Below are 19,767 nucleotides of genomic sequence, written 5' to 3' on the forward strand. Positions count from 1 at the left end.
CTGAAGCCATCGGGGGCAAGCCCCCTCCCACAGTTGATTTGCGAACGCCTTCAAATGTGGGAGGGGGCTTGCCCCCGATGAGGCCTCAAAGGCGCACCAGCCTCAAGGCTTGATGATGTGCCAAACCCCGCCCTTGCCATCACCGGTCTTGTCCCCGGCCTTCTTGTCATCCTTGTAGGTGTAGACCGGCTTGCCGTCGTAGGCCCACTGGCTGGTCTGGTCGTCACGGGTGATTACCGTCCATTTACCCGCTGACTTGTCGGTAGACTCAGCTTTCAATGGCGGCCAATTGGTCGCGCACTGGTCTTTGCACACGGACTTGCCGTCGGCATCCTTGTCGAAGGTGTAGAGGGTCAAGCCCTTGTGATCGACCAGCATCCCGTCTTTTGTCATCGCAGGTTCTGCGGCAAAGGCCAGGCCCGGCAGCGTCAACGCGGCCGTTACCAGCAGGGCTTTCCAGGAAATCGTGCTGTAAGTCATCGGAACCTTCCTTTTGTGGTTGTCAGGATTCGGACCCAAAGGGTAGTCCAGAGTGCCGTGAATTGCCCAAGCGACTAAATTACTGTCACACGACTGCAATAATTCCGTTATCTAATGCGGCGCAAGACAGTTAAATGACAAGAGGATTTTGAGCATGGTTGGCAGGAGCATTCTGATTGTTGACGACGAAGCGCCCATTCGCGAGATGATCGCCGTTGCGTTGGAAATGGCCGGCTACGACTGCCTGGAGGCGGAGAACTCCCAGCAGGCCCATGCCATCATCGTCGACCGCAAGCCGGACCTGATCCTGCTCGACTGGATGCTGCCCGGCACCTCCGGCATCGAGCTGGCCCGACGTCTCAAGCGTGACGAGCTGACCGGGGATATCCCGATCATCATGCTCACCGCCAAGGGCGAAGAGGACAACAAGATCCAGGGCCTGGAAGTCGGCGCCGATGACTACATCACCAAGCCCTTCTCCCCTCGCGAGCTGGTCGCGCGCCTCAAAGCCGTACTGCGCCGGGCCGGCCCGACCGATGGCGAAGCCCCTATCGAAGTCGACGGCCTGATTCTGGACCCGATCAGCCATCGGGTGACCATCGACGGCAAGCCCGCTGAAATGGGCCCGACCGAATACCGTCTGCTGCAGTTCTTCATGACCCACCAGGAACGCGCCTACACCCGCGGCCAACTGCTGGACCAAGTGTGGGGCGGCAATGTGTACGTGGAGGAGCGCACCGTGGACGTGCATATCCGCCGCCTGCGCAAAGCCTTGGGCGACGCCTATGAGAATCTGGTACAAACCGTGCGCGGTACGGGCTACCGGTTTTCAACCAAGGGCTGAGCCGGCCGTCTCCTGACTTAACAGCTGACAAGGACGCATGTTCAAGTGAACCAAAACTGGCATGGCACCCTGATTCGCCACATGCTCCTGCTGGTCACCGGTTGCCTGCTGGTCGGGCTGATCAGTGGTTATTACGGCTGGAGCCTGGCCATCGGCATCGCGCTGTACCTGGGCTGGACTCTCAAACAGTTGCTGCGCCTGCATGAATGGCTGCGCCAGCACCAACCCGACGAAGCACCGCCCGACGGCTACGGCCTGTGGGGCGAGGTGTTCGACAGCATTTACCACCTGCAACGCCGCGACCAACGGGTACGCGGGCGCCTGCAAGCGGTGATCGACCGGGTGCAGGAGTCCACTGCCGCGCTCAAGGACGCGGTAATCATGCTCGACAGCGACGGCAACCTGGAATGGTGGAACCGCGCCGCCGAGACCCTGCTGGGCCTCAAGACGCCCCAGGACAGCGGTCAGCCGGTGACCAACCTGGTACGCCACCCGCGCTTCAAGGAATACTTCGAGCAGGACAATTACGAAGAAGCCCTGGAAATCCCCTCGCCCACCAACGACCGCGTGCGTATCCAGCTGTACCTGACGCGCTACGGCAACAACGAACACTTGATGCTGGTGCGCGATGTGACCCGCATTCATCAGTTGGAGCAGATGCGCAAGGACTTCGTCGCCAACGTCTCCCACGAGCTGCGCACGCCATTGACGGTGATCTGCGGCTATCTGGAGACGCTGTTGGACAACGTCGAGGAGATCAACCCGCGCTGGAGCCGCGCCCTGCAGCAAATGCAGCAACAAGGCTCACGCATGCAAACCCTGCTCAACGACCTGTTGCTGCTGGCCAAGCTGGAGGCCACTGATTATCCGTCGGATAACCACCCCGTGGCCGTGCAGAGCCTGCTACAGACCATCAAGAATGACGCCCAGGCCCTGTCGGGCGAGCGCGGCCAGCAGATCACCCTGGAAGCCGACCCGCTGGTGTTGCTCAAGGGCAGCGAGGGCGAGTTGCGCAGTGCGTTCTCCAACCTGGTGTTCAACGCGGTGAAGTACACCCAGGACAAGGGCAATATCCGCATTCGCTGGTGGGCCGACAGCCATGGCGCACACCTGAGCGTGCAGGACTCCGGCATTGGCATCGACGCCAAGCACCTGCCGCGCCTGACCGAGCGCTTTTACCGCGTCGATTCCAGCCGCAACTCCAACACTGGCGGCACGGGGCTGGGCCTGGCGATCGTCAAGCATGTGCTGCTGCGCCATCGCGCGCGCCTGGAGATCAGCAGCGTGCTGGGGCATGGCAGTACGTTCACCTGCCACTTTCCGCCGGCGCAGGTGACCCGTTCGCGGGCGATTGGCACAGACGAATAACCCGCAGACACTACAAAACTAATGTGGGAGGGGGCTTGCCCCCGATAGCGGTGTGTCAGCTTCACATGTGCTGACTGACCCACCGCTATCGGGGGCAAGCCCCCTCCCACATTGGATTTGCATCGTTCTGCAGGGTGTATTCCACACTCCGCCCGGCAGTGAGTACTAGGCAAGCGCCCCATCAGCCGCTACATTGGCCGACTTGTGCCTGCCTTTCAGGCCCGCCTGTCCCCTATTGAACACACGGAACCCGCAAAACCCCATCATGGACCCTTCCCCTGGTATCACCCTCGCTACACTCTTCGCCGATTTCGGCATGATTCTTTTTGCACTGGTCCTGGTACTGCTCAACGGTTTCTTCGTTGCGGCGGAATTTGCCATGGTCAAACTGCGCTCGACCCGGGTCGAGGCCATCGCCCACACCAACGGCTGGCGCGGGCAGATCCTGCGTACCGTACACAGCCAGCTCGACGCTTACCTGTCGGCCTGCCAGCTGGGTATCACCCTCGCCTCGCTGGGCCTGGGCTGGGTCGGTGAGCCGGCCTTTGCGCATATCCTCGAGCCGTTGCTGGGCGCCATGGGCGTCGAGTCGCCGGAAGTGATCAAGGGCGTGTCGTTCTTTGCCGCCTTCTTCGTGATTTCCTACCTGCACATCGTGGTCGGTGAGCTGGCCCCCAAATCCTGGGCCATTCGCAAACCCGAATTGCTGTCGCTGTGGACCGCCGTACCGCTCTACCTGTTCTACTGGGCGATGTACCCGGCGATCTACCTGCTCAACGCCAGCGCCAACGCCATCCTGCGCATCGCCGGCCAAGGCGAGCCTGGCCCACACCACGAACACCATTACAGCCGCGAAGAACTCAAGCTGATCCTGCACTCCAGCCGTGGCCAGGACCCCAGCGACCAAGGCATGCGCGTGCTCGCCTCCGCCGTGGAAATGGGCGAACTGGAAGTGGTGGACTGGGCCAACTCCCGGGAAGACCTGGTCACCCTGGACTTCAACGCGCCGCTCAAGGAAATCCTCGCGCTGTTTCGTCGCCACAAGTTCAGCCGCTATCCGGTGTACGACGCGCAGCGCAACGAGTTCGTGGGCCTGCTGCACATCAAGGACCTGCTGCTGGAACTGGCGGCCCTGGACCATATCCCCGAGTCGTTCAACCTGGCCGAACTGACCCGCCCGCTGGAACGCGTATCGCGTCACATGCCGTTGTCGCAGCTGCTGGAGCAGTTTCGTAAAGGCGGCGCGCACTTCGCCCTGGTGGAAGAAGCCGATGGCAAGATCATCGGCTACCTGACCATGGAAGACGTGCTGGAAGTGCTGGTGGGCGATATCCAAGACGAACACCGCAAGGCCGAACGCGGCATCCTCGCCTACCAGCCGGGCAAGCTGCTGGTGCGCGGCGACACCCCGCTGTTCAAGGTAGAACGCCTGCTCGGCATCGACCTGGACCACATCGAAGCCGAAACCCTGGCCGGCCTGATCTACGACACCCTGAAACGGGTGCCGGAAGAGGAAGAAGTGCTGGAGGTAGAAGGCCTGCGGATCATCATCAAGAAGATGAAAGGGCCGAAGATCGTGCTGGCCAAGGTGCTAATGCTGGATTGACTACCCATTGTGGGAGGGGGCTTGCCCCCGATAGCAGTGTGTCAGTCAGCACATCTGATACTGATACACCGCTATCGGGGGCAAGCCCCCTCCCACATTGGTTGTTGGCTATGCTTTGGATTACGCGCCCGGCACGAAATGCTTCTGTGCGGTGCCACGCGCGATCAGGCGGGAGATATAGTCCAGCTTCTGCGCATCCTGGTCGATAAAGCGGAAGGTCAGTTGCAGCCAGTCGCTGTCGGGCTTGGGCTCGTAGGCCACGATTGCATGCAGGTAGCCATTGAGGCGCGCCACTTCAGCGTTCTCGCCTTGTTCAAGGTCGAGCACGGCGCTTTCCAGCACCTGGGGCAGCACCTCACCACGACGCACCACCAACAACGCCTCCTTGATGCTCAACGCCTTGATCACGCATTGCTGGGTGCCGCTGGCCAGGCGCAGCTGGCCCTGACCACGACCGCCGGCAGGCGCAGCGGCCGGAGCGGCGGCGACCGGCGCGCTGTTGAGCAGGCCTTTGCTCGGGGCTGCCGCCACGGGTGCCGGTTTGACGGCTTCAGGCTTGCCACCGGTCAGCGCGCTCAGGGAGTCGTTGCCGAAGGCCGAGTTCATCTTGGTCGGCGCGCTGGCGATCAATGCGTCGAGGCGACCGATCTTGTGCAGCGCCTGCTTGACCTTGTTCAACAACTGTTCGTTGGTGAACGGCTTGCTGACGTAACCGGACACACCGGCCTGGATCGCCTGCACTACGTTTTCCTTGTCGCCACGGCTGGTCACCATCACGAACGGCATGGCCTTCAGATGGGCTTGCTCGCGGCACCAGGTCAACAGCTCAATCCCGGACATCTCCGGCATTTCCCAGTCGCACAGCACCAGGTCGAAGGTCTCGCGCATCAGAATGGATTGCGCCTTCTTGCCGTTCACCGCATCTTCGATCTTGATCCCGGGGAAGTAATTGCGCAGGCACTTCTTCACCAGGTCGCGAATAAACGAGGCGTCATCCACCACCAATACACTGACTTTACTCATCGACCCTTCATCCTATAAAACCTTGGCTGGCAGTACGCCTGACTAATGGCATTTTGCCAAAACTCTGCAGTCACGTTAGGACTTATTTCGCCCTACCCGCAATATATTCCGCTCGCCACAAACGAAAACGCCCGGCCAATGGCCGGGCGTTAATTTCTCGGGCAACCTTACTTATCGTCAGATTCGCCCGGAACATTAGGGATAAGATCCGCGTTGCCTTCAACTTCGGCTTTCATGCGCTTGAGGCCCATGTGCCGAACGTCGGTACCGCGCACCAGATAAATCACCAATTCCGAGATGTTGCGCGCGTGGTCGCCGATACGCTCCAGCGAGCGCAGCACCCAGATAATGCTCAAGACCCGCGAGATAGAGCGTGGGTCTTCCATCATGTAGGTGGCCAACTCACGCAAGGCAGTCTTGTATTCGCGGTCGATAACCTTGTCGTACTGAGCCACTGACAGCGCCAGGTCCGCATCGAAACGCGCAAAGGCGTCGAGGGCATCGCGCACCATGTTGCGCACCTGGTCGCCGATATGGCGCACTTCCACGTAACCACGCGGCGCTTCGCCTTCCTCGCACAGCTGGATGGCGCGGCGGGCGATCTTGGTGGCTTCGTCGCCGATACGCTCGAGGTCGATCACCGATTTGGAGATGCTGATGATCAAACGCAGGTCCGAGGCCGCCGGTTGGCGACGGGCCAGGATGCGCAAGCATTCCTCGTCGATGTTGCGTTCCATCTGGTTGATCTGGTCATCGATCTCACGCACTTGCTGGGCCAGGCCCGAGTCGGCCTCGATCAGCGCGGTGACCGCATCGTTGACTTGCTTCTCCACCAGGCCGCCCATCGCCAGGAGGTGGCTGCGCACTTCCTCAAGCTCGGCGTTGAACTGCGCGGAGATGTGGTGGGTAAGGCCTTCTTTGCTAATCATGGGTTTGCTCCGCAAACGCTGTAAGCCGCAAGCTACAAGCTGCAAGCTGATTTGTGTCGTTGATCAAACTGCTTTTACTTGCCGCTTGAACCTTGCGGCTTGCAGCTGGGGCTAGCCATAACGCCCGGTGATGTAGTCTTCGGTCTGCTTCTTCGCCGGATTGGTGAACAGGGTGTCGGTGTCGCCAAACTCCACCAGCTTGCCCATGTACATGAACGCGGTGTAGTCGGAAACCCGCGCCGCTTGCTGCATGTTGTGGGTCACGATGACGATGGTGAACTTGGACTTGAGCTCGTAGATCAGTTCTTCAACCTTCAGCGTCGAGATCGGGTCGAGGGCCGAGCACGGTTCGTCGAGCAGTAATACCTCCGGCTCCACGGCGATGGTGCGGGCGATCACCAGACGCTGCTGCTGACCGCCGGACAAGCCAAGGGCGGACTCGTGCAGGCGATCCTTGACCTCATCCCACAGCGCGGCACCCTTGAGCGCCCACTCCACGGCTTCGTCGAGGATGCGCTTCTTGTTGATGCCCTGGATGCGCAGGCCATAGACCACGTTTTCATAAATGGTCTTGGGGAACGGGTTGGGCTTCTGGAACACCATGCCCACGCGGCGACGCAGCTCGGCCACGTCTTCGCCCTTGCGGTAGATGTTGGTGCCGTAGAGGTTGATGGCGCCTTCCACACGGCAACCGTCCACCAAGTCGTTCATGCGGTTGAAGGTGCGCAGCAGCGTGGACTTGCCGCAGCCCGACGGGCCGATGAAGGCGGTCACGCGCTGCTTGGGAATGTTCATGCTGACGTCGAACAGCGCCTGCTTTTCACCGTAGTAGAGGCTCAGGCCCGGCACTTCGATGGCCACGGTTTCCTGGGCCAGGCTCAGGCTCTGCTTGTCGCGACCCAGGGCAGACATGTTGATGCCGTGGGAATGGGTTTCGTGTTGCATGGGATGCTCCCTGTGCTGTTGTGTGGGAGGGGGCTTGCCCCCGATGGCAGTGTGCCAGTCAGTACATCTGTTTCTGATCCGCCGCTATCGGGGGCAAGCCCCCTCCCACATTTATTCTGCGTTCACTTATAAAAATCAGCTGTCCAGCGCCTTGTACTTCTCGCGCAGGTGGTTACGTATCCACACTGCCGACAGGTTGAGCGTGGCGATCACCAATACCAGCAGCAGCGCGGTGGCGTATACCAGCGGGCGCGCCGCTTCGACGTTGGGGCTTTGGAAACCGACGTCATAAATATGGAACCCCAGGTGCATGATCTTCTGGTCAAGGTGCAGGTACGGGTAGTTACCGTCCAGCGGCAGCGACGGGGCCAGCTTGACCACGCCGACCAGCATCAGCGGCGCCACTTCACCGGCGGCACGGGCCACGGCGAGGATCATGCCCGTCATCATCGCCGGGCTGGCCATCGGCAGCACGATCTTCCACAGCGTTTCCGCCTTGGTCGCGCCCAGCGCCAGGGAGCCTTCGCGTACGGTGCGAGGAATCCGCGCCAGGCCTTCTTCAGTCGCCACGATCACCACCGGCACCGCCAGCAACGCCAGGGTCAGCGAAGCCCAGAGCAGGCCCGGCGTGCCGAAGGTCGGCGCCGGCAAGGCTTCGGCGAAGAACAGCCGGTCCACCGAGCCGCCCAGTACGTACACGAAGAAGCCCAGGCCGAACACGCCGTAAACGATGGCCGGTACGCCCGCCAGGTTGTTGACCGCAATGCGGATAATCCGCGTCAAGGTGTTCTGCTTGGCGTATTCGCGCAAGTACACCGCCGCCAGCACGCCGAACGGCGTCACGATCATCGCCATGATCAGGGTCATCATCACGGTGCCGAAGATCGCCGGGAAGATCCCGCCTTCGGTGTTGGCTTCCCGCGGGTCGTCGCTCAAGAATTCCCAGACCTTGCTGAAATAGAAGCCGATCTTGGTCAGGGTGCCCATGGCGTTCGGCTGGTAGGCGTGCACCACCTTACCGATGCCGATTTCGATTTCCTTGCCGTTGCCGTCACGGGCCGTCAGCGCGTCGCGGTTGAACTGGGCGTGCAGGTCGGCCAGGCGCGCTTCGATGTCCTGATAGCGGGCGTTCAGTTCGGCGCGGTCGGCGTCCATGTCGGCCTGGGCGGCGGCGTCGAGCTTGCCTTCCAGTTCCAGCTTGCGACCGTGCAGGCGGATGCGTTCCAGCCCGGCGTTGATCGCGCCGATATCGGTTTTTTCCAGGCTCTTGAGCTGGGTGGCGAGCTTGTTGACGCGGTCCACGCGAGCCTGCAGCTCCGGCCACGCGGCCTCGCCTTCGGCGATGATCTTGCCGTCCTGCTTGACGTTGACCAGGGTGCCGTAGAAGTTGCCCCACTCACGCCGCTCGATGGCCATCAACTGCACCGGCTTGGTCTGGTCCTTCAACCATTCGCCGACGATCCAGGTGAAGTCATTGCCGTTCAAGTCGCGGTTACCGACCTTGATCAGCTCGCGGGTCATGAACTCCGGGCCCTCATCGGGCACCGGCAGGCCAGCGCTTTTCAGGCGCTCGCGGGGCACTTCTTCCTTCTGCACCACTTCGCCGATGACGATATGGTTTTCCTGGCCCGGTACGTTGTAGTGGGCCTGGATCAGGTCAGCCGGCCAGAAGTGGCCCAGGCCGCGCACCGCAATCACGGCCAGCAAACCCAGGGTCATGATGACCGCGATGGACACCGCGCCACCGCTGATCCAGACGCCGGGGGCGCCGCTCTTGAACCATCCATTCAGGGAGTTCTGTTTCACAGACTTCTACCTTTCTTAAAGCGACGAGTATTTCTTGCGCAGACGCTGACGAATCAGCTCGGCGAGGGTGTTCATGATGAACGTGAACAGCAGCAGCACCAGCGCCGAGAGGAACAGCACGCGGTAGTGACTGCCGCCCACTTCCGACTCGGGCATTTCCACCGCGACGTTGGCCGCCAGGGTGCGCAGGCCTTCGAACAGGTTCATCTCCATCACCGGCGTGTTACCCGTGGCCATCAGCACGATCATGGTCTCGCCCACGGCGCGGCCCATGCCGATCATCAGCGCGGAGAAAATGCCCGGGCTGGCGGTCAGGATCACGACACGGGTCATGGTCTGCCAAGGCGTAGCGCCCAGCGCCAGGGAGCCCAGGGTCAGACCGCGCGGTACGCTGAATACGGCGTCTTCGGCGATGGAGTAGATGTTCGGGATCACCGCGAAACCCATGGCCAGGCCGACCACCAGGGCGTTGCGCTGGTCGTAGGTGATACCCAGGTCGTGGGAGATCCACATGCGCATGTCGCCGCCGAAGAACCAGGTTTCCAGGTACGGGCTCATGTACAGCGAGAGCCAGCCGACGAACAGGATCACCGGGATCAGGATCGCGCTTTCCCAGCCGTCGGGAACGCGCAGGCGGATCGATTCAGGCAAGCGGCTGAATACAAAACCGGCCACCAGGATGCCAATCGGCAATAGCATCAGCAGGCTGAAAATCCCCGGCAGGTGCCCTTCCACATAGGGCGCCAGGAACAGGCCGGCGAAGAAGCCGAGGATCACCGTCGGCATCGCTTCCATCAACTCGATCACCGGCTTGACCTTGCGGCGCAGGCTCGGGGCCATGAAGTAAGCCGTGTAGATCGCCGCAGCGACAGCCAGTGGCGCGGCAAGCAGCATGGCGTAGAACGCCGCTTTCAGCGTACCGAAGGTCAGCGGCGCCAGGCTCATCTTGGGTTCGAAGTCGGTGTTGGCGGCGGTCGATTGCCAGACGTACTTAGGCTCGTCGTAGTTCTCGTACCAGACCTTGCTCCACAGCGCGCTCCACGACACTTCCGGGTGCGGGTTGTCGAGCAGCAACGGCTGCAGCTTGCCACCGGCCTCGACGATCACGCGGTTGGCCCGTGGCGACAGGCCGAACACCCCTTGGCCGTCAACCACGGGGTCGACCAGCAAGGTGCGGTGCGCGGTGCTGTGGAACACGCCAAACTGGCCGGAAGCGTCGAGGGCGGTGAAGCCTTTGCGACGTTCCTCAGCGGTGATTTCCACAATCGGCGCGCTGCCCATCTGGAAGGTGCGGATTTGCTTGAGGCGTTGCTCGCCATCCGGGTCGCGGGCCATGAACCACTGGGCCAGGCCACCCTTGGAGTTACCGACGATCAGCGAGATGCCGCCCACCAGCTGAGTGCTGGCGGTGACTTCGGCGTTGCCGTCTTCAAGCAGTTTGTAGCGACCGTTGAGGCTCTTGTCGCGCAGGCTGAACACATCGGCCAGGGCGCGACCGTTGATCACATACAGCCATTGCTGACGCGGGTCGATGAAGATCGCCTTCACCGGCTCGGTCATTTGCGGCAGTTCGACACGCTTCTGCTCGCTGGTGACTTCGCCGGTCATCATGTTTTCTTCGCGGCTCAGGGTCAGCACATTCAAGTGCGAACCGGCCGAGCCGGCCACCACCAGGGACGCATCGGTGGCATTGAGCGCGACGTGTTCCAGCGGGCGGCCGGCCTCATCGAGTACGATCGGCGTTTCGCCATAAGGGTATTCGATCGCCGGGCTGATGGTTTTCTTGCCGTCCGGGTAGGACACCTTGTAGGTGTGCCGGAACACCATCGACTGCCCGTTGGACAGACCCAGGATCACCAGCGGGCTGCCCGGCTGGTCTTCACCGATGGACACCACCTGGGTACCGGCCGGCAGTGGCAGGTCGACACGCTTGAGTTCAGCGCCGGTGTCGACTTCAAAGAACAGCGCCTGGCCCTTGTCGGAAACCCGCATGGCGACCTGGTTCTGTTCTTCAAGCGAAATCAGCAAGGGCTTGCCGGCGTCCTGCATCCAGGCGGGCGTCAGCGCGTCTTCCTTGGTCAGCGAGGCGCCCTGGAACAGCGGCGCGACGACATAGGCGAGGAAGAAAAAAATCAGGGTAATGGCAGCCAGCACGGCGAGGCCGCCGACCAGTACATACCAACGGGTGAAGCGATCCTTGAGCGCGCGAATGCGGCGCTTGCGTTGCAGCTCAGGCGTATTGAAATCAATGCGCTTGGGAGGGGAAGTCGTCGTCATGGTGGAATTGGCCAGATCATTCATGCGCACACCCTAGCGATCCTGTATGACAGAAAGATGACAATGCAGTGACGCAAGAAATCCGCCGCGTAGCGAGGCTGGCAGCGGACGAAAAATTAGCGGTGCAGGGAGCTCCGTGTGGGAGGGAGCTTGCTCGCTCCCACAGGGCCCGCTGTTACACCAGGCTTAGTTGCCTTCTTTCAGACCCAGGTCAGCCAGGGCCTTGGCGGCCACTTTGGCTGGCAGTGGGATGTAGCCGTCCTTGACCACAACTTCCTGGCCCTGCTTGGACAGCACCAGTTTCACGAACTCGGCTTCCAGCGGGGCCAGCGGCTTGTTCGGGGCTTTGTTGACGTACACGTAGAGGAAACGCGACAGCGGGTACTTGCCGTTCAGGGCGTTTTCTTCGGTGTCTTCGATGAAGTCGGTGCTGCCTTTCTTGGCCAACGCCACGGTCTTCACGCTGGCGGTCTTGTAGCCGATGCCCGAGTAACCGATGCCGTTCAGCGAGGAGCTGATCGACTGCACGACCGAAGCCGAGCCCGGCTGTTCGTTCACGTTAGGCTTGTAGTCGCCTTTGCACAGGGCTTCTTCCTTGAAGTAGCCGTAGGTGCCGGATACCGAGTTACGACCGAACAGTTGCACTGGCTTGTTGGCCAGGTCGCCGGTCACGCCCAGGTCGCCCCAGGTTTTCACGTCGGCTTTGCTACCGCACAGGCGCGTCGAGGAAAAAATCGCGTCGACCTGTTCCATGGTCAGGTGCTGGATCGGGTTGTCCTTGTGCACGAACACCGCCAGGGCGTCCACGGCAACCGGGATCGCGGTTGGCTTGTAGCCGTACTTCTGCTCGAAGGCCGCCAGTTCCGTGTCCTTCATCTTGCGGCTCATCGGGCCCAGGTTGGAGGTGCCTTCAGTCAGCGCAGGTGGCGCGGTGGCGGAGCCGGCGGCTTGAATCTGGATGTTGACGTTCGGGTATTCCTTTTTGTAACCCTCGGCCCACAGGGTCATCAGGTTGGCCAGGGTATCGGAACCGACGCTGGACAAGTTGCCCGACACACCAGTGGTCTTCACGTAAGCCGGGATAGCCGGGTCAACACCAGCAGCCACCGCGTTGGCAGTTGCAACGCCAGCAGCGACAAACGTCATTGCCGCCATCAAACGCTTCAGTTTCATGCCTTACTCCTAGCAGATAGGGATAGTTGGATCGGGGCCAAGTATCGGTAGGCCGTGTGAACACTCTATGTCTGGAATGTGACAATTAGATGAAAGGCCAGCATGGGCAGCGAAGGCTGAGAAGCAGAGGAAGGCCTGGAAACGCGGGGGGTGAGACGCAGGAGTACGGTAATTCAGAAACACACTGTAATCATTGGTTAAGCACATTCGTTGTGGCGAGGGAGCTTGCTCCCGCTGGACTGCGCAGCAGGCCCATTTTTTCAGGGCCGCTGCGCGCCCCAGCGGGAGCAAGCTCCCTCGCCACGAAGGGATCTGTTTACCGACCGCGTTTCCACAGGTAACCGCCCACCACCATACCCATCACACACAGTACGGCGACATAGTAAGCAGGCCCCATCGGGCTCTCCTTCATCAGCAGCGACACGGCCAGCGGCGTCAGCCCGCCGAACACGGCGTAGGCCACGTTGTAGGAAAACGACAGGCCACTGAAGCGCACTACCGGCGGGAATGCCTTGACCATCACGTACGGCACTACACCGATAGTGCCGACAAACAGGCCGGTCAGCGCGTACAGCGGGAACAGCCAGTCCGGGTGGGCCAGCAGGCTGTGATAAAGCGTCCAGGACGTTGCCAGCAACAATGCGCAACCGGTAATCAGCACCCGGCCAGCACCGAAGCGGTCAGCCAGTGCGCCAGCAGCGATGCAACCCAGGCTCAGGGTGACGATCGCCAGGCTGTTGGCCTGCAACGCAACGGTGGGGCTGAAGTGGTAGACGGTCTGCAGCACGGTCGGGGTCATCAGGATGACTACCACCACGCCGGCCGACAGCAGCCAGGTCAGCAGCATCGACAGCACGATGGCGCCACGGTGATCGCGCAGCACCGCGCGCAACGGCAGCTCGGCGGCCAGGGTCTTGCGTTGCTGCATTTCGGCGAAGATCGGCGTTTCATGCAGCCAGCGGCGCAAGTACACCGACAGCAAACCGAACACACCGCCCAGCAGGAACGGAATCCGCCAGGCGAACTCCGATACCTGCTCCGGGCTGTAGATCGAGTTGATCGCCGTGGCCACCAGCGAACCCAGCAGGATGCCGGCGGTGAGGCCGCTGGTCAGGGTGCCGCAGGCGTAGCCGATATGGCGTGGCGGTACGTGTTCGGAGACGAAGACCCACGCACCGGGCACTTCGCCGCCAATCGCCGCGCCCTGGATGATGCGCATCAGCAGCAGCAAAAGCGGCGCCCACAGGCCGATCTGCGCGTAAGTCGGCAGCAGGCCCATGATCAGGGTCGGCACGGCCATCATGAAGATGCTCAGGGTGAACATTTTCTTGCGGCCCAGCAGGTCGCCGAAGTGCGCCATGATGATGCCGCCCAGCGGGCGCGCCAGGTAGCCGGCAGCGAAAATGCCGAACGTCTGCATCATGCGCAGCCATTCGGGCATGTCGACGGGGAAGAACAGTTTCCCGACCACGGTGGCGAAAAACACGAAAATAATGAAGTCGTAGAATTCCAACGCCCCGCCCAAGGCAGACAGCGACAGGGTCTTGTAGTCGTTGCGGGTCAGCGGGCGCGACGGTTGCGCGCTGCTTGCGGGCACGGAGGACATGGCAAGGCTTCTCTTATAGTAGTCATCGTAAAGGACTGCACGCCCGTGACTTGCGGCGGGCTTGGCAAGATAGCAAATCGCCTGAAAAAGCACAGCGCCATGAGCACAGTTGCGCACAAAAGCCCAGATACAGCCTCTATTTACCGACCAAATGAGCCTCAGGTGGTCGTCGGCGCGCCAGCGTCCCGATATACTCGCCCGTGCAAGCGCAAGAACCCCAAGCTTGAGGGGCTGCTGTGCCAAAACGCTGTTGGGCGCCATCCAGCCGATTTGGCAGAGTTTCCCTTTAGTTCGCCTTACGAGAAACGCATCGAGCGGTGTATGTTGGTGCTGAAACGTTTTTCCAGAAGACGGCTATCCACTTGAAATACCCATGAAGCGTCACGGGTCAGAGGCACCCTCGGCATGATCGAACTCGAACAAGAAGATCCTATCCCGCAAGGCGATCTCGCCCTGCAAATCACCGCGCTTCCGCGTGAAACCAACGGCTTTGGCGATATATTCGGTGGCTGGCTGGTCGCACAGATGGACCTGGCCGGCACAGCAATGGCCAGCAAGGTTGCAGGCGGGCGCGTAGCCACCGTGGCCATTGATCGCATGGCCTTTCTGGTACCGGTCGCGGTGGGCGCGCAGTTGTCCTTCTATACCCAAGCCCTGGAAATCGGCCGCAGCTCGATCCAGATGATGGTCGAAGTGTGGAGCGATGACCCGCTGTCCAGTGAATGGCGCAAGGTGACCGAGGCGGTATTCGTGTTCGTCGCCATCGATGGCAGCGGCCGCACGCGCTCGGTTCCGTCGCGGGCGCGTTAAACCTCACCGGGTTTTGACGGTCAATTGCCCCATTGCCTGCCATTGAGAGTGCTTTGTTATGCCGACGCCCCACGTTGAAACCGTGAAAATCGACGAGCTGGACTGCTGGCGCATCCGCCACAACGGCGCCGAACTGATGGTGGCCCGACAGGGCGCGCATATTTTCAGTTACCAGCGCGACGGCGAGCAGCCGCTGATCTGGCCGAACCCTGAAGCGGTGTTCAAGCAAGGCAAAGGCATCCGTACCGGCGTACCGATTTGCTGGCCGTGGTTTGGTGTATTCGACCGCAACCCCCAAAGCGTCAAGGCGATGCGCCAGAGTGACCAGCCGGCCGGGGCTCATGGTTTTGCGCGGACCGCGCTGTGGGAGTTGGCGGCGACCGAACTCGAAGGCCAGGCATTGCGCGTTGACCTGGTATTGCCGGTGCCATCAGGCGGTTTCCCTGGCTGGCCTCATCAGGTCGATCTGAAACTGAGCCTGCTGCTGGACGATCAACTGCATATCCGCCTGACCAGCCATAACCGTGACACCCACACCGTGACCCTAAGCCAGGCGCTGCACACTTACTTTGCCGTGAGCGATGTGCGTAACGTGCAGGTCGATGGCCTAAACGGCGCGACCTATATCGACACGGCAGATGGCTGGAGCGAGAAGACCCAATCGGGCCTGCTGCACTTCACCGCCGAGACGGATCGCATCTACCTCGATACGCCGGCCCAGCTGAGCATCATCGACAAAGCCTGGGGACGCCGCGTGCAACTCACCAGCCAGGGTTCGAAGTCGACGGTGGTCTGGAACCCCTGGACCGAACGCGTCAAGGCTTTCGACGACATGGCCGACGATGGCTGGCAGGGCATGCTGTGCATCGAGACGGCGAATGTGCTGGAAGATGTGGTGGCTTTGGCGCCCGGTGAAAGCCGCACCCTAGGCGTGAGCATCACCACTATCGCCCTGTAGATGAAGATCAAAATGTGGGAGGGGGCTTGCTCCCGATTGCGGTGGCTCAGTCAATTCATAGGTGACTGATACACCGCTATCGGGGGCAAGCCCCCTCCCACATTGGGTTCTGCGCACGCTTAAAGATCGGATTCCTTCACCACCCTCACCTTCCCCGCATCCAGCGCATACGCGGCGTCAGCCAGGTCATTGTTGACCTTCTCCACCTTCAGCGTGCCGGTGACCCACAGCGGCGTGTAGATATCATCGAGCTTCAAGCCCTTGGGATATCGTACCAGCACCAGTTGGTTAGGCGGCGGCGGTGGCACATGGATGCAGGCGCCTGGATAGGGCACCAGGAAAAACAGCGTGCTGCGGCCCTTGGCGTCGGTTTCCAACGGTACCGGGTAGCCGCCGATGCGGATGTTCTTGCCGTTCATGGCGGCCACGGTCTTGGTGGAGTACATCACCGCCGGCAAGCCTTTGCTCTGCTTCAGGCCGCCCTTATCGGTAAAGGTGCCCTGGGCTTCGGGAGAGTTGTGATCGATCTCGGGCATGGCCTCGAGGGCTTTCTGATCCGACAGTGGCATCAGCTCAAGCCAGTCGGTTTCCGGCAGTTCGCCAGCGTGGGCCAGGCTTGAGCCCAGCAAGAGGAGAGTCAATAAAAGACGGCGCATGCAAAGGCTCGACAAGTTCGGGTGGCGAGCATTCTAGCCCTCTGCGCCTGCGCAGCGCAGAGGACTTTGTCGGCTGATTACTTCTTTTTGATCAGGCCGTAGATCACCAGCAGCACAATGGCACCGACCAGCGCACCGATAAAGCCTGCGCCTTGACCGGCCTGGTAGATCCCCAGCGCCTGGCCACCGTAGGTCGCAGCCAGGGAGCCGGCGATACCCAGCAGGATGGTCATGATCCAGCCCATGCTGTCGTCGCCGGGCTTGAGGAAACGCGCCAGCAGGCCGACGATCAAGCCGATAAAGATGGTTCCGATGATACCCATGGCATTTCCCTCTGATTGGTGTGAGTCATGCCAAAGCCTAGTCAGACTTTGGCATCCTGCAATCAGAGGGACATGGAGCCTTAATGGTTCCCGCGGCTACGAGGCTTATTGCTCGGCGATCAGCGCTTCGACCTTGAGGATCTGCGCCTGAAGGGTCGCGCGGTCCTTGCAGCGCAGGTTGGCGTGACCCACCTTGCGCCCTGCCTTGAAAGCCTTGCCGTAGTGATGCACATGGCAATCGTCGATCGCCATTACCCGCTCAACCGGCGGCACCACGCCGATGAAGTTGAGCATGGCGCTCTCGCCAACCTTGGCCGTGGAGCCCAACGGCAAGCCCGCCACCGCCCGCAGATGGTTTTCGAACTGGCTGCACTCGGCACCTTCGGTGGTCCAGTGCCCGGAGTTGTGCACGCGTGGGGCGATTTCGTTGGCCTTGAGGCCGCCATCGACTTCAAAGAACTCGAACGCCATCACGCCGACGTAATCCAGCTGCTTGAGCACACGGCTGGAATAGTCTTCGGCCAGCGCCTGCAGTGGGTGGTCGGTACTGGCCACGGAGAGCTTGAGGATGCCGTTGACGTGGGTGTTGTGCACCAACGGGTAGAAGCGGGTTTCGCCGTCACGGGCACGCACGGCGATCAGCGAGACTTCGCCGGTGAACGGCACAAAGCCTTCCAGCAGGCAGGCGACGCTGCCCAGTTCGGCGAAGGTACCCACCACATCGGCAGCGGTACGCAGCACTTTCTGGCCCTTGCCGTCATAGCCCAGGGTGCGGGTTTTCAGCACGGCCGGCAGGCCGATGCTGGCGACGGCGGCGTCCAGGTCCGCCTGGGACTGGATATCGGCGAAGGCCGGCGTCGGGATGCCCAGGTCCTTGAACATGCTCTTTTCGAACCAGCGATCACGGGCGATGCGCAGGGCTTCGGCACTCGGGTACACCGGTACGAACTGCGACAGGAACGCCACGGTTTCGGCCGGCACGCTTTCGAACTCGAAGGTCACCAGGTCGACTTCGTCGGCCAACTGACGCAGGTGGTCCGGGTCGCTGTAGTCCGCGCGCAGGTGTTCACCCAAGGCTGCCGCACAAGCGTCCGGCGCCGGGTCCAGGAAAGCGAAATTCATCCCCAGCGGGGTTCCCGCCAGAGCCAGCATGCGGCCCAGCTGGCCGCCACCGATTACACCGATTTTCATCGTCAACAACCTCAGGCGATACGTGGGTCTGGATTGTCCAGCACGCTGTCTGTCTGCTCAGCACGGAATTTTTTCAGCACCGCATGGAACTGCGGATGCTTGGCGCCCAGGATGCTGGCGGACAGCAATGCGGCGTTGATCGCGCCGGCCTTGCCGATCGCCAGGGTCGCCACCGGGATGCCGGCAGGCATCTGCACGATAGACAACAGCGAATCCACGCCCGAGAGCATCGAAGACTGCACTGGCACACCCAGTACCGGCAGGTGAGTCTTGGCCGCGCACATGCCAGGCAAATGCGCCGCACCGCCGGCACCGGCGATGATCACCTCGATGCCACGGGATTCTGCTTCATCGGCATACTGGAACAGCAAGTCCGGGGTGCGGTGGGCGGAGACCACCTTCACTTCGTACGGAATGCCGAGTTTTTCCAGCATATCGGCGGTGTGGCTAAGGGTGGACCAATCGGACTTGGAGCCCATGATCACGCCAACCAATGCACTCATCGTCGTGCCTCTTCTCTCTGGGCGCCCGCAGGCGCGTCAAAAAACAACAAGCCACGCGGGAAATCCGGCGTGGCTTGGTGTACGAATTTAGGCCGGTTGGACCGGCCGAAGGCCGCGCAGTATACCGTAATAATGCAGATAAACAGCCCCTGGAATGACCATCTGTCTTGCGGTGCAAAGTGGCGGTTTTATTGACTTTCAAGTCAGCCAACTCACCCCAAAACCCTGTGGGAGGGGGCTTGCTCCCGATAGCGGTGTATCAGTCAGCTTATCTTCAGTTGACCCACCGCAATCGGGGGCAAGCCCCCTCCCACAGTTACCCTGCATTCGGCCCGAGATTGGGCTCAGGTAGTTTGCGCCGCGCCACCTTCCAGCTTGCGCCACAACAACCGCACATTCGCCTTGCGCACCAATGCGCAGCGGTACAGCCGAATCTCCAGCGGCACGTGCCACTGCGGCCCGCCACACACCACCAACTCGCCGCGGGCCAGTTCCGCCCGCACGCTCAGTTGTGGCACCCAGGCAATGCCCAACCCTTCCAGCGCCATGCTCTTGAGGCTGTCGGCCATGGCCGTTTCATAGATAGTGGTGAAGCGCAGCGCGCGCTGGCGCAGTAACAAGTTCACCGAGCGCCCGAGGAAAGCGCCGGCGCTGTAGGCCAGCAACGGCACGCTGCCCTCGCCTTCCAGGTCAAAGAGCGGCTTGCCCTCGGCATCGGCGGCGCATACCGGGAGCATTTCGGTATTGCCCAGGTGCAGCGACGGGAAAATCTCGGCGTCCATCTGCATCGCGGCGTCCGGGTCGTAGAACGCCAGCATCAAATCACAGCCGCCTTCGCGCAGCGCATGAACGGCGTCACCCACGTTGGTGGCGACCAGCCGCGTGGCGATGTTCAGGCCCTCGTTGCGCAGTTGCGCGATCCAGCGCGGAAAAAAGCCCAATGCCAGGGAGTGCGCCGCCGCCACTTGCATGACTTCACCCTGCCCGCCTTCCAAGTGATGCAAGTGGCGCAGCACTTCGCCCAACTGTTCGACCACGGTACGCGCGGTGACCAGGAACAACTGGCCCGCCGCCGTCAGCTCGACCGGCGTGCGCGAGCGATTGACCAACGTCAGCCCCAACGCCGCTTCCAGGCTGCGAATACGTCGGCTGAACGCCGGCTGAGTGACAAAGCGTCGCTCCGCCGCCTGGGAAAAACTGCGCGTCGCTGCCAGGGCGCTGAAGTCTTCCAGCCATTTGCTTTCAAGGTTCATCACTGCCTCCCACGCC

18 protein-coding genes are annotated in these 19,767 nt (G+C 61.5%); 5 read left to right on the forward strand and 13 right to left on the reverse strand.

Going from position 1 to position 19,767, the window contains the following annotated elements; all coding sequences use genetic code 11:
* Positions 1-102: 102 nt before the first annotated feature.
* A complete protein-coding gene (locus tag C4J94_RS26910) occupies positions 103-480 on the reverse strand; it encodes a hypothetical protein (protein ID WP_124388798.1) in 378 nt (125 codons plus the stop codon).
* 154 nt (positions 481-634) lie between these two features.
* Here C4J94_RS26910 and phoB point away from each other — a divergent pair, with 154 nt between their 5' ends.
* The 3 genes from phoB (at position 635) to C4J94_RS26925 (ending at position 4,298) form a co-directional block, all read left to right on the forward strand.
* A complete protein-coding gene (gene phoB / locus C4J94_RS26915; protein WP_003195617.1) occupies positions 635-1,324 on the forward strand; it encodes a phosphate regulon transcriptional regulator PhoB in 690 nt (229 codons plus the stop codon).
* 81 nt (positions 1,325-1,405) lie between these two features.
* A complete protein-coding gene (phoR, locus tag C4J94_RS26920; protein ID WP_256657739.1) occupies positions 1,406-2,692 on the forward strand; it encodes a phosphate regulon sensor histidine kinase PhoR in 1,287 nt (428 codons plus the stop codon).
* A gap of 265 nt (positions 2,693-2,957) precedes the next feature.
* A complete protein-coding gene (locus C4J94_RS26925; RefSeq protein ID WP_124388800.1) occupies positions 2,958-4,298 on the forward strand; it encodes a hemolysin family protein in 1,341 nt (446 codons plus the stop codon).
* Positions 4,299-4,418: 120 nt separating this feature from the next.
* On the opposite strand, the gene C4J94_RS26930 is transcribed toward C4J94_RS26925, so the two are convergent.
* The 7 genes from C4J94_RS26930 to C4J94_RS26965 all read right to left on the reverse strand — a co-directional run bounded on the left by C4J94_RS26930 (position 4,419) and on the right by C4J94_RS26965 (position 14,057).
* Positions 4,419-5,321: a response regulator gene (locus tag C4J94_RS26930; protein ID WP_124388801.1), complete on the reverse strand. Its 903-nt coding sequence runs from the start codon at positions 5,319-5,321 to the stop codon at positions 4,419-4,421.
* Positions 5,322-5,488: 167 nt separating this feature from the next.
* Positions 5,489-6,250 carry a phosphate signaling complex protein PhoU gene (gene phoU / locus C4J94_RS26935; RefSeq protein ID WP_065953276.1) on the reverse strand — a complete coding sequence of 254 codons (762 nt, stop codon included), beginning with the start codon at positions 6,248-6,250 and terminating at the stop codon, positions 5,489-5,491.
* A gap of 111 nt (positions 6,251-6,361) precedes the next feature.
* The gene (gene pstB, locus C4J94_RS26940; protein ID WP_048723523.1) at positions 6,362-7,195 is read right to left on the reverse strand and encodes a phosphate ABC transporter ATP-binding protein PstB; all 834 of its coding nucleotides are present in this window, start codon (positions 7,193-7,195) and stop codon (positions 6,362-6,364) included.
* Between the two features lie 135 nt (positions 7,196-7,330).
* Positions 7,331-9,001 (reverse strand): phosphate ABC transporter permease PstA, encoded by a 1,671-nt coding sequence (pstA, locus tag C4J94_RS26945; protein WP_124388802.1) that lies wholly within the window; start codon positions 8,999-9,001, stop codon positions 7,331-7,333.
* A gap of 15 nt (positions 9,002-9,016) precedes the next feature.
* The gene (locus C4J94_RS26950) at positions 9,017-11,050 is read right to left on the reverse strand and encodes an ABC transporter permease subunit (RefSeq protein WP_177413488.1); all 2,034 of its coding nucleotides are present in this window, start codon (positions 11,048-11,050) and stop codon (positions 9,017-9,019) included.
* Positions 11,051-11,464: 414 nt separating this feature from the next.
* Complete coding sequence (locus C4J94_RS26955; RefSeq protein ID WP_124388804.1) at positions 11,465-12,451, reverse strand: phosphate ABC transporter substrate-binding protein PstS; 987 nt, start codon at positions 12,449-12,451, stop codon at positions 11,465-11,467.
* Positions 12,452-12,767: 316 nt separating this feature from the next.
* Positions 12,768-14,057, reverse strand: a complete 1,290-nt coding sequence (locus C4J94_RS26965; protein ID WP_124388805.1) for an MFS transporter — start codon at positions 14,055-14,057, stop codon at positions 12,768-12,770.
* 405 nt (positions 14,058-14,462) lie between these two features.
* Here C4J94_RS26965 and C4J94_RS26970 point away from each other — a divergent pair, with 405 nt between their 5' ends.
* Positions 14,463-14,867, forward strand: a complete 405-nt coding sequence (locus tag C4J94_RS26970) for an acyl-CoA thioesterase (RefSeq protein ID WP_003176975.1) — start codon at positions 14,463-14,465, stop codon at positions 14,865-14,867.
* A gap of 58 nt (positions 14,868-14,925) precedes the next feature.
* Positions 14,926-15,825, forward strand: a complete 900-nt coding sequence (locus C4J94_RS26975) for a D-hexose-6-phosphate mutarotase (protein ID WP_124388806.1) — start codon at positions 14,926-14,928, stop codon at positions 15,823-15,825.
* Positions 15,826-15,944: 119 nt separating this feature from the next.
* On the opposite strand, the gene C4J94_RS26980 is transcribed toward C4J94_RS26975, so the two are convergent.
* The 5 genes from C4J94_RS26980 to C4J94_RS27000 all read right to left on the reverse strand — a co-directional run bounded on the left by C4J94_RS26980 (position 15,945) and on the right by C4J94_RS27000 (position 19,751).
* The gene (locus C4J94_RS26980) at positions 15,945-16,481 is read right to left on the reverse strand and encodes a DUF3299 domain-containing protein (RefSeq protein WP_124388807.1); all 537 of its coding nucleotides are present in this window, start codon (positions 16,479-16,481) and stop codon (positions 15,945-15,947) included.
* 77 nt (positions 16,482-16,558) lie between these two features.
* Positions 16,559-16,804, reverse strand: coding sequence for a GlsB/YeaQ/YmgE family stress response membrane protein (locus tag C4J94_RS26985; RefSeq protein ID WP_005792540.1), 246 nt, complete (start codon positions 16,802-16,804; stop codon positions 16,559-16,561).
* Positions 16,805-16,909: 105 nt separating this feature from the next.
* Entirely contained in the window at positions 16,910-17,995 is a 1,086-nt protein-coding gene (locus tag C4J94_RS26990) for a 5-(carboxyamino)imidazole ribonucleotide synthase (protein ID WP_124365023.1), read from the reverse strand.
* Between the two features lie 11 nt (positions 17,996-18,006).
* Positions 18,007-18,498 (reverse strand): 5-(carboxyamino)imidazole ribonucleotide mutase, encoded by a 492-nt coding sequence (gene purE / locus C4J94_RS26995; RefSeq protein ID WP_003195648.1) that lies wholly within the window; start codon positions 18,496-18,498, stop codon positions 18,007-18,009.
* A 344-nt stretch (positions 18,499-18,842) separates the two neighbouring features.
* Positions 18,843-19,751 (reverse strand): LysR substrate-binding domain-containing protein, encoded by a 909-nt coding sequence (locus C4J94_RS27000; RefSeq protein ID WP_124388808.1) that lies wholly within the window; start codon positions 19,749-19,751, stop codon positions 18,843-18,845.
* Positions 19,752-19,767: the final 16 nt, after the last annotated feature.

Source organism: Pseudomonas sp. R5-89-07 (assembly GCF_003851685.1).
Taxonomy (GTDB): Bacteria; Pseudomonadota; Gammaproteobacteria; order Pseudomonadales; family Pseudomonadaceae; genus Aquipseudomonas.

Coding starts and splice junctions, on each gene's coding strand:
- phoR (WP_256657739.1), top strand. CDS start 1,406: ATGCTCCTGCTGGTCACCGGTTGCCTGCTGGTCGGGCTGATCAGTGGT.
- phoB (WP_003195617.1), top strand. CDS start 635: ATGGTTGGCAGGAGCATTCTGATTGTTGACGACGAAGCGCCCATTCGC.
- phoU (WP_065953276.1), bottom strand. CDS start 6,250: ATGATTAGCAAAGAAGGCCTTACCCACCACATCTCCGCGCAGTTCAAC.
- C4J94_RS26985 (WP_005792540.1), bottom strand. CDS start 16,804: ATGGGTATCATCGGAACCATCTTTATCGGCTTGATCGTCGGCCTGCTG.
- C4J94_RS26980 (WP_124388807.1), bottom strand. CDS start 16,481: ATGCGCCGTCTTTTATTGACTCTCCTCTTGCTGGGCTCAAGCCTGGCC.
- C4J94_RS26930 (WP_124388801.1), bottom strand. CDS start 5,321: ATGAGTAAAGTCAGTGTATTGGTGGTGGATGACGCCTCGTTTATTCGC.
- C4J94_RS26925 (WP_124388800.1), top strand. CDS start 2,958: ATGGACCCTTCCCCTGGTATCACCCTCGCTACACTCTTCGCCGATTTC.
- C4J94_RS26950 (WP_177413488.1), bottom strand. CDS start 11,050: ATGCAGGACGCCGGCAAGCCCTTGCTGATTTCGCTTGAAGAACAGAAC.
- pstB (WP_048723523.1), bottom strand. CDS start 7,195: ATGCAACACGAAACCCATTCCCACGGCATCAACATGTCTGCCCTGGGT.
- C4J94_RS26965 (WP_124388805.1), bottom strand. CDS start 14,057: ATGTCCTCCGTGCCCGCAAGCAGCGCGCAACCGTCGCGCCCGCTGACC.
- C4J94_RS26970 (WP_003176975.1), top strand. CDS start 14,463: ATGATCGAACTCGAACAAGAAGATCCTATCCCGCAAGGCGATCTCGCC.
- purE (WP_003195648.1), bottom strand. CDS start 18,498: ATGAGTGCATTGGTTGGCGTGATCATGGGCTCCAAGTCCGATTGGTCC.
- C4J94_RS26955 (WP_124388804.1), bottom strand. CDS start 12,451: ATGAAACTGAAGCGTTTGATGGCGGCAATGACGTTTGTCGCTGCTGGC.
- C4J94_RS26975 (WP_124388806.1), top strand. CDS start 14,926: ATGCCGACGCCCCACGTTGAAACCGTGAAAATCGACGAGCTGGACTGC.
- C4J94_RS26910 (WP_124388798.1), bottom strand. CDS start 480: ATGACTTACAGCACGATTTCCTGGAAAGCCCTGCTGGTAACGGCCGCG.
- C4J94_RS26990 (WP_124365023.1), bottom strand. CDS start 17,995: ATGAAAATCGGTGTAATCGGTGGCGGCCAGCTGGGCCGCATGCTGGCT.
- C4J94_RS27000 (WP_124388808.1), bottom strand. CDS start 19,751: ATGAACCTTGAAAGCAAATGGCTGGAAGACTTCAGCGCCCTGGCAGCG.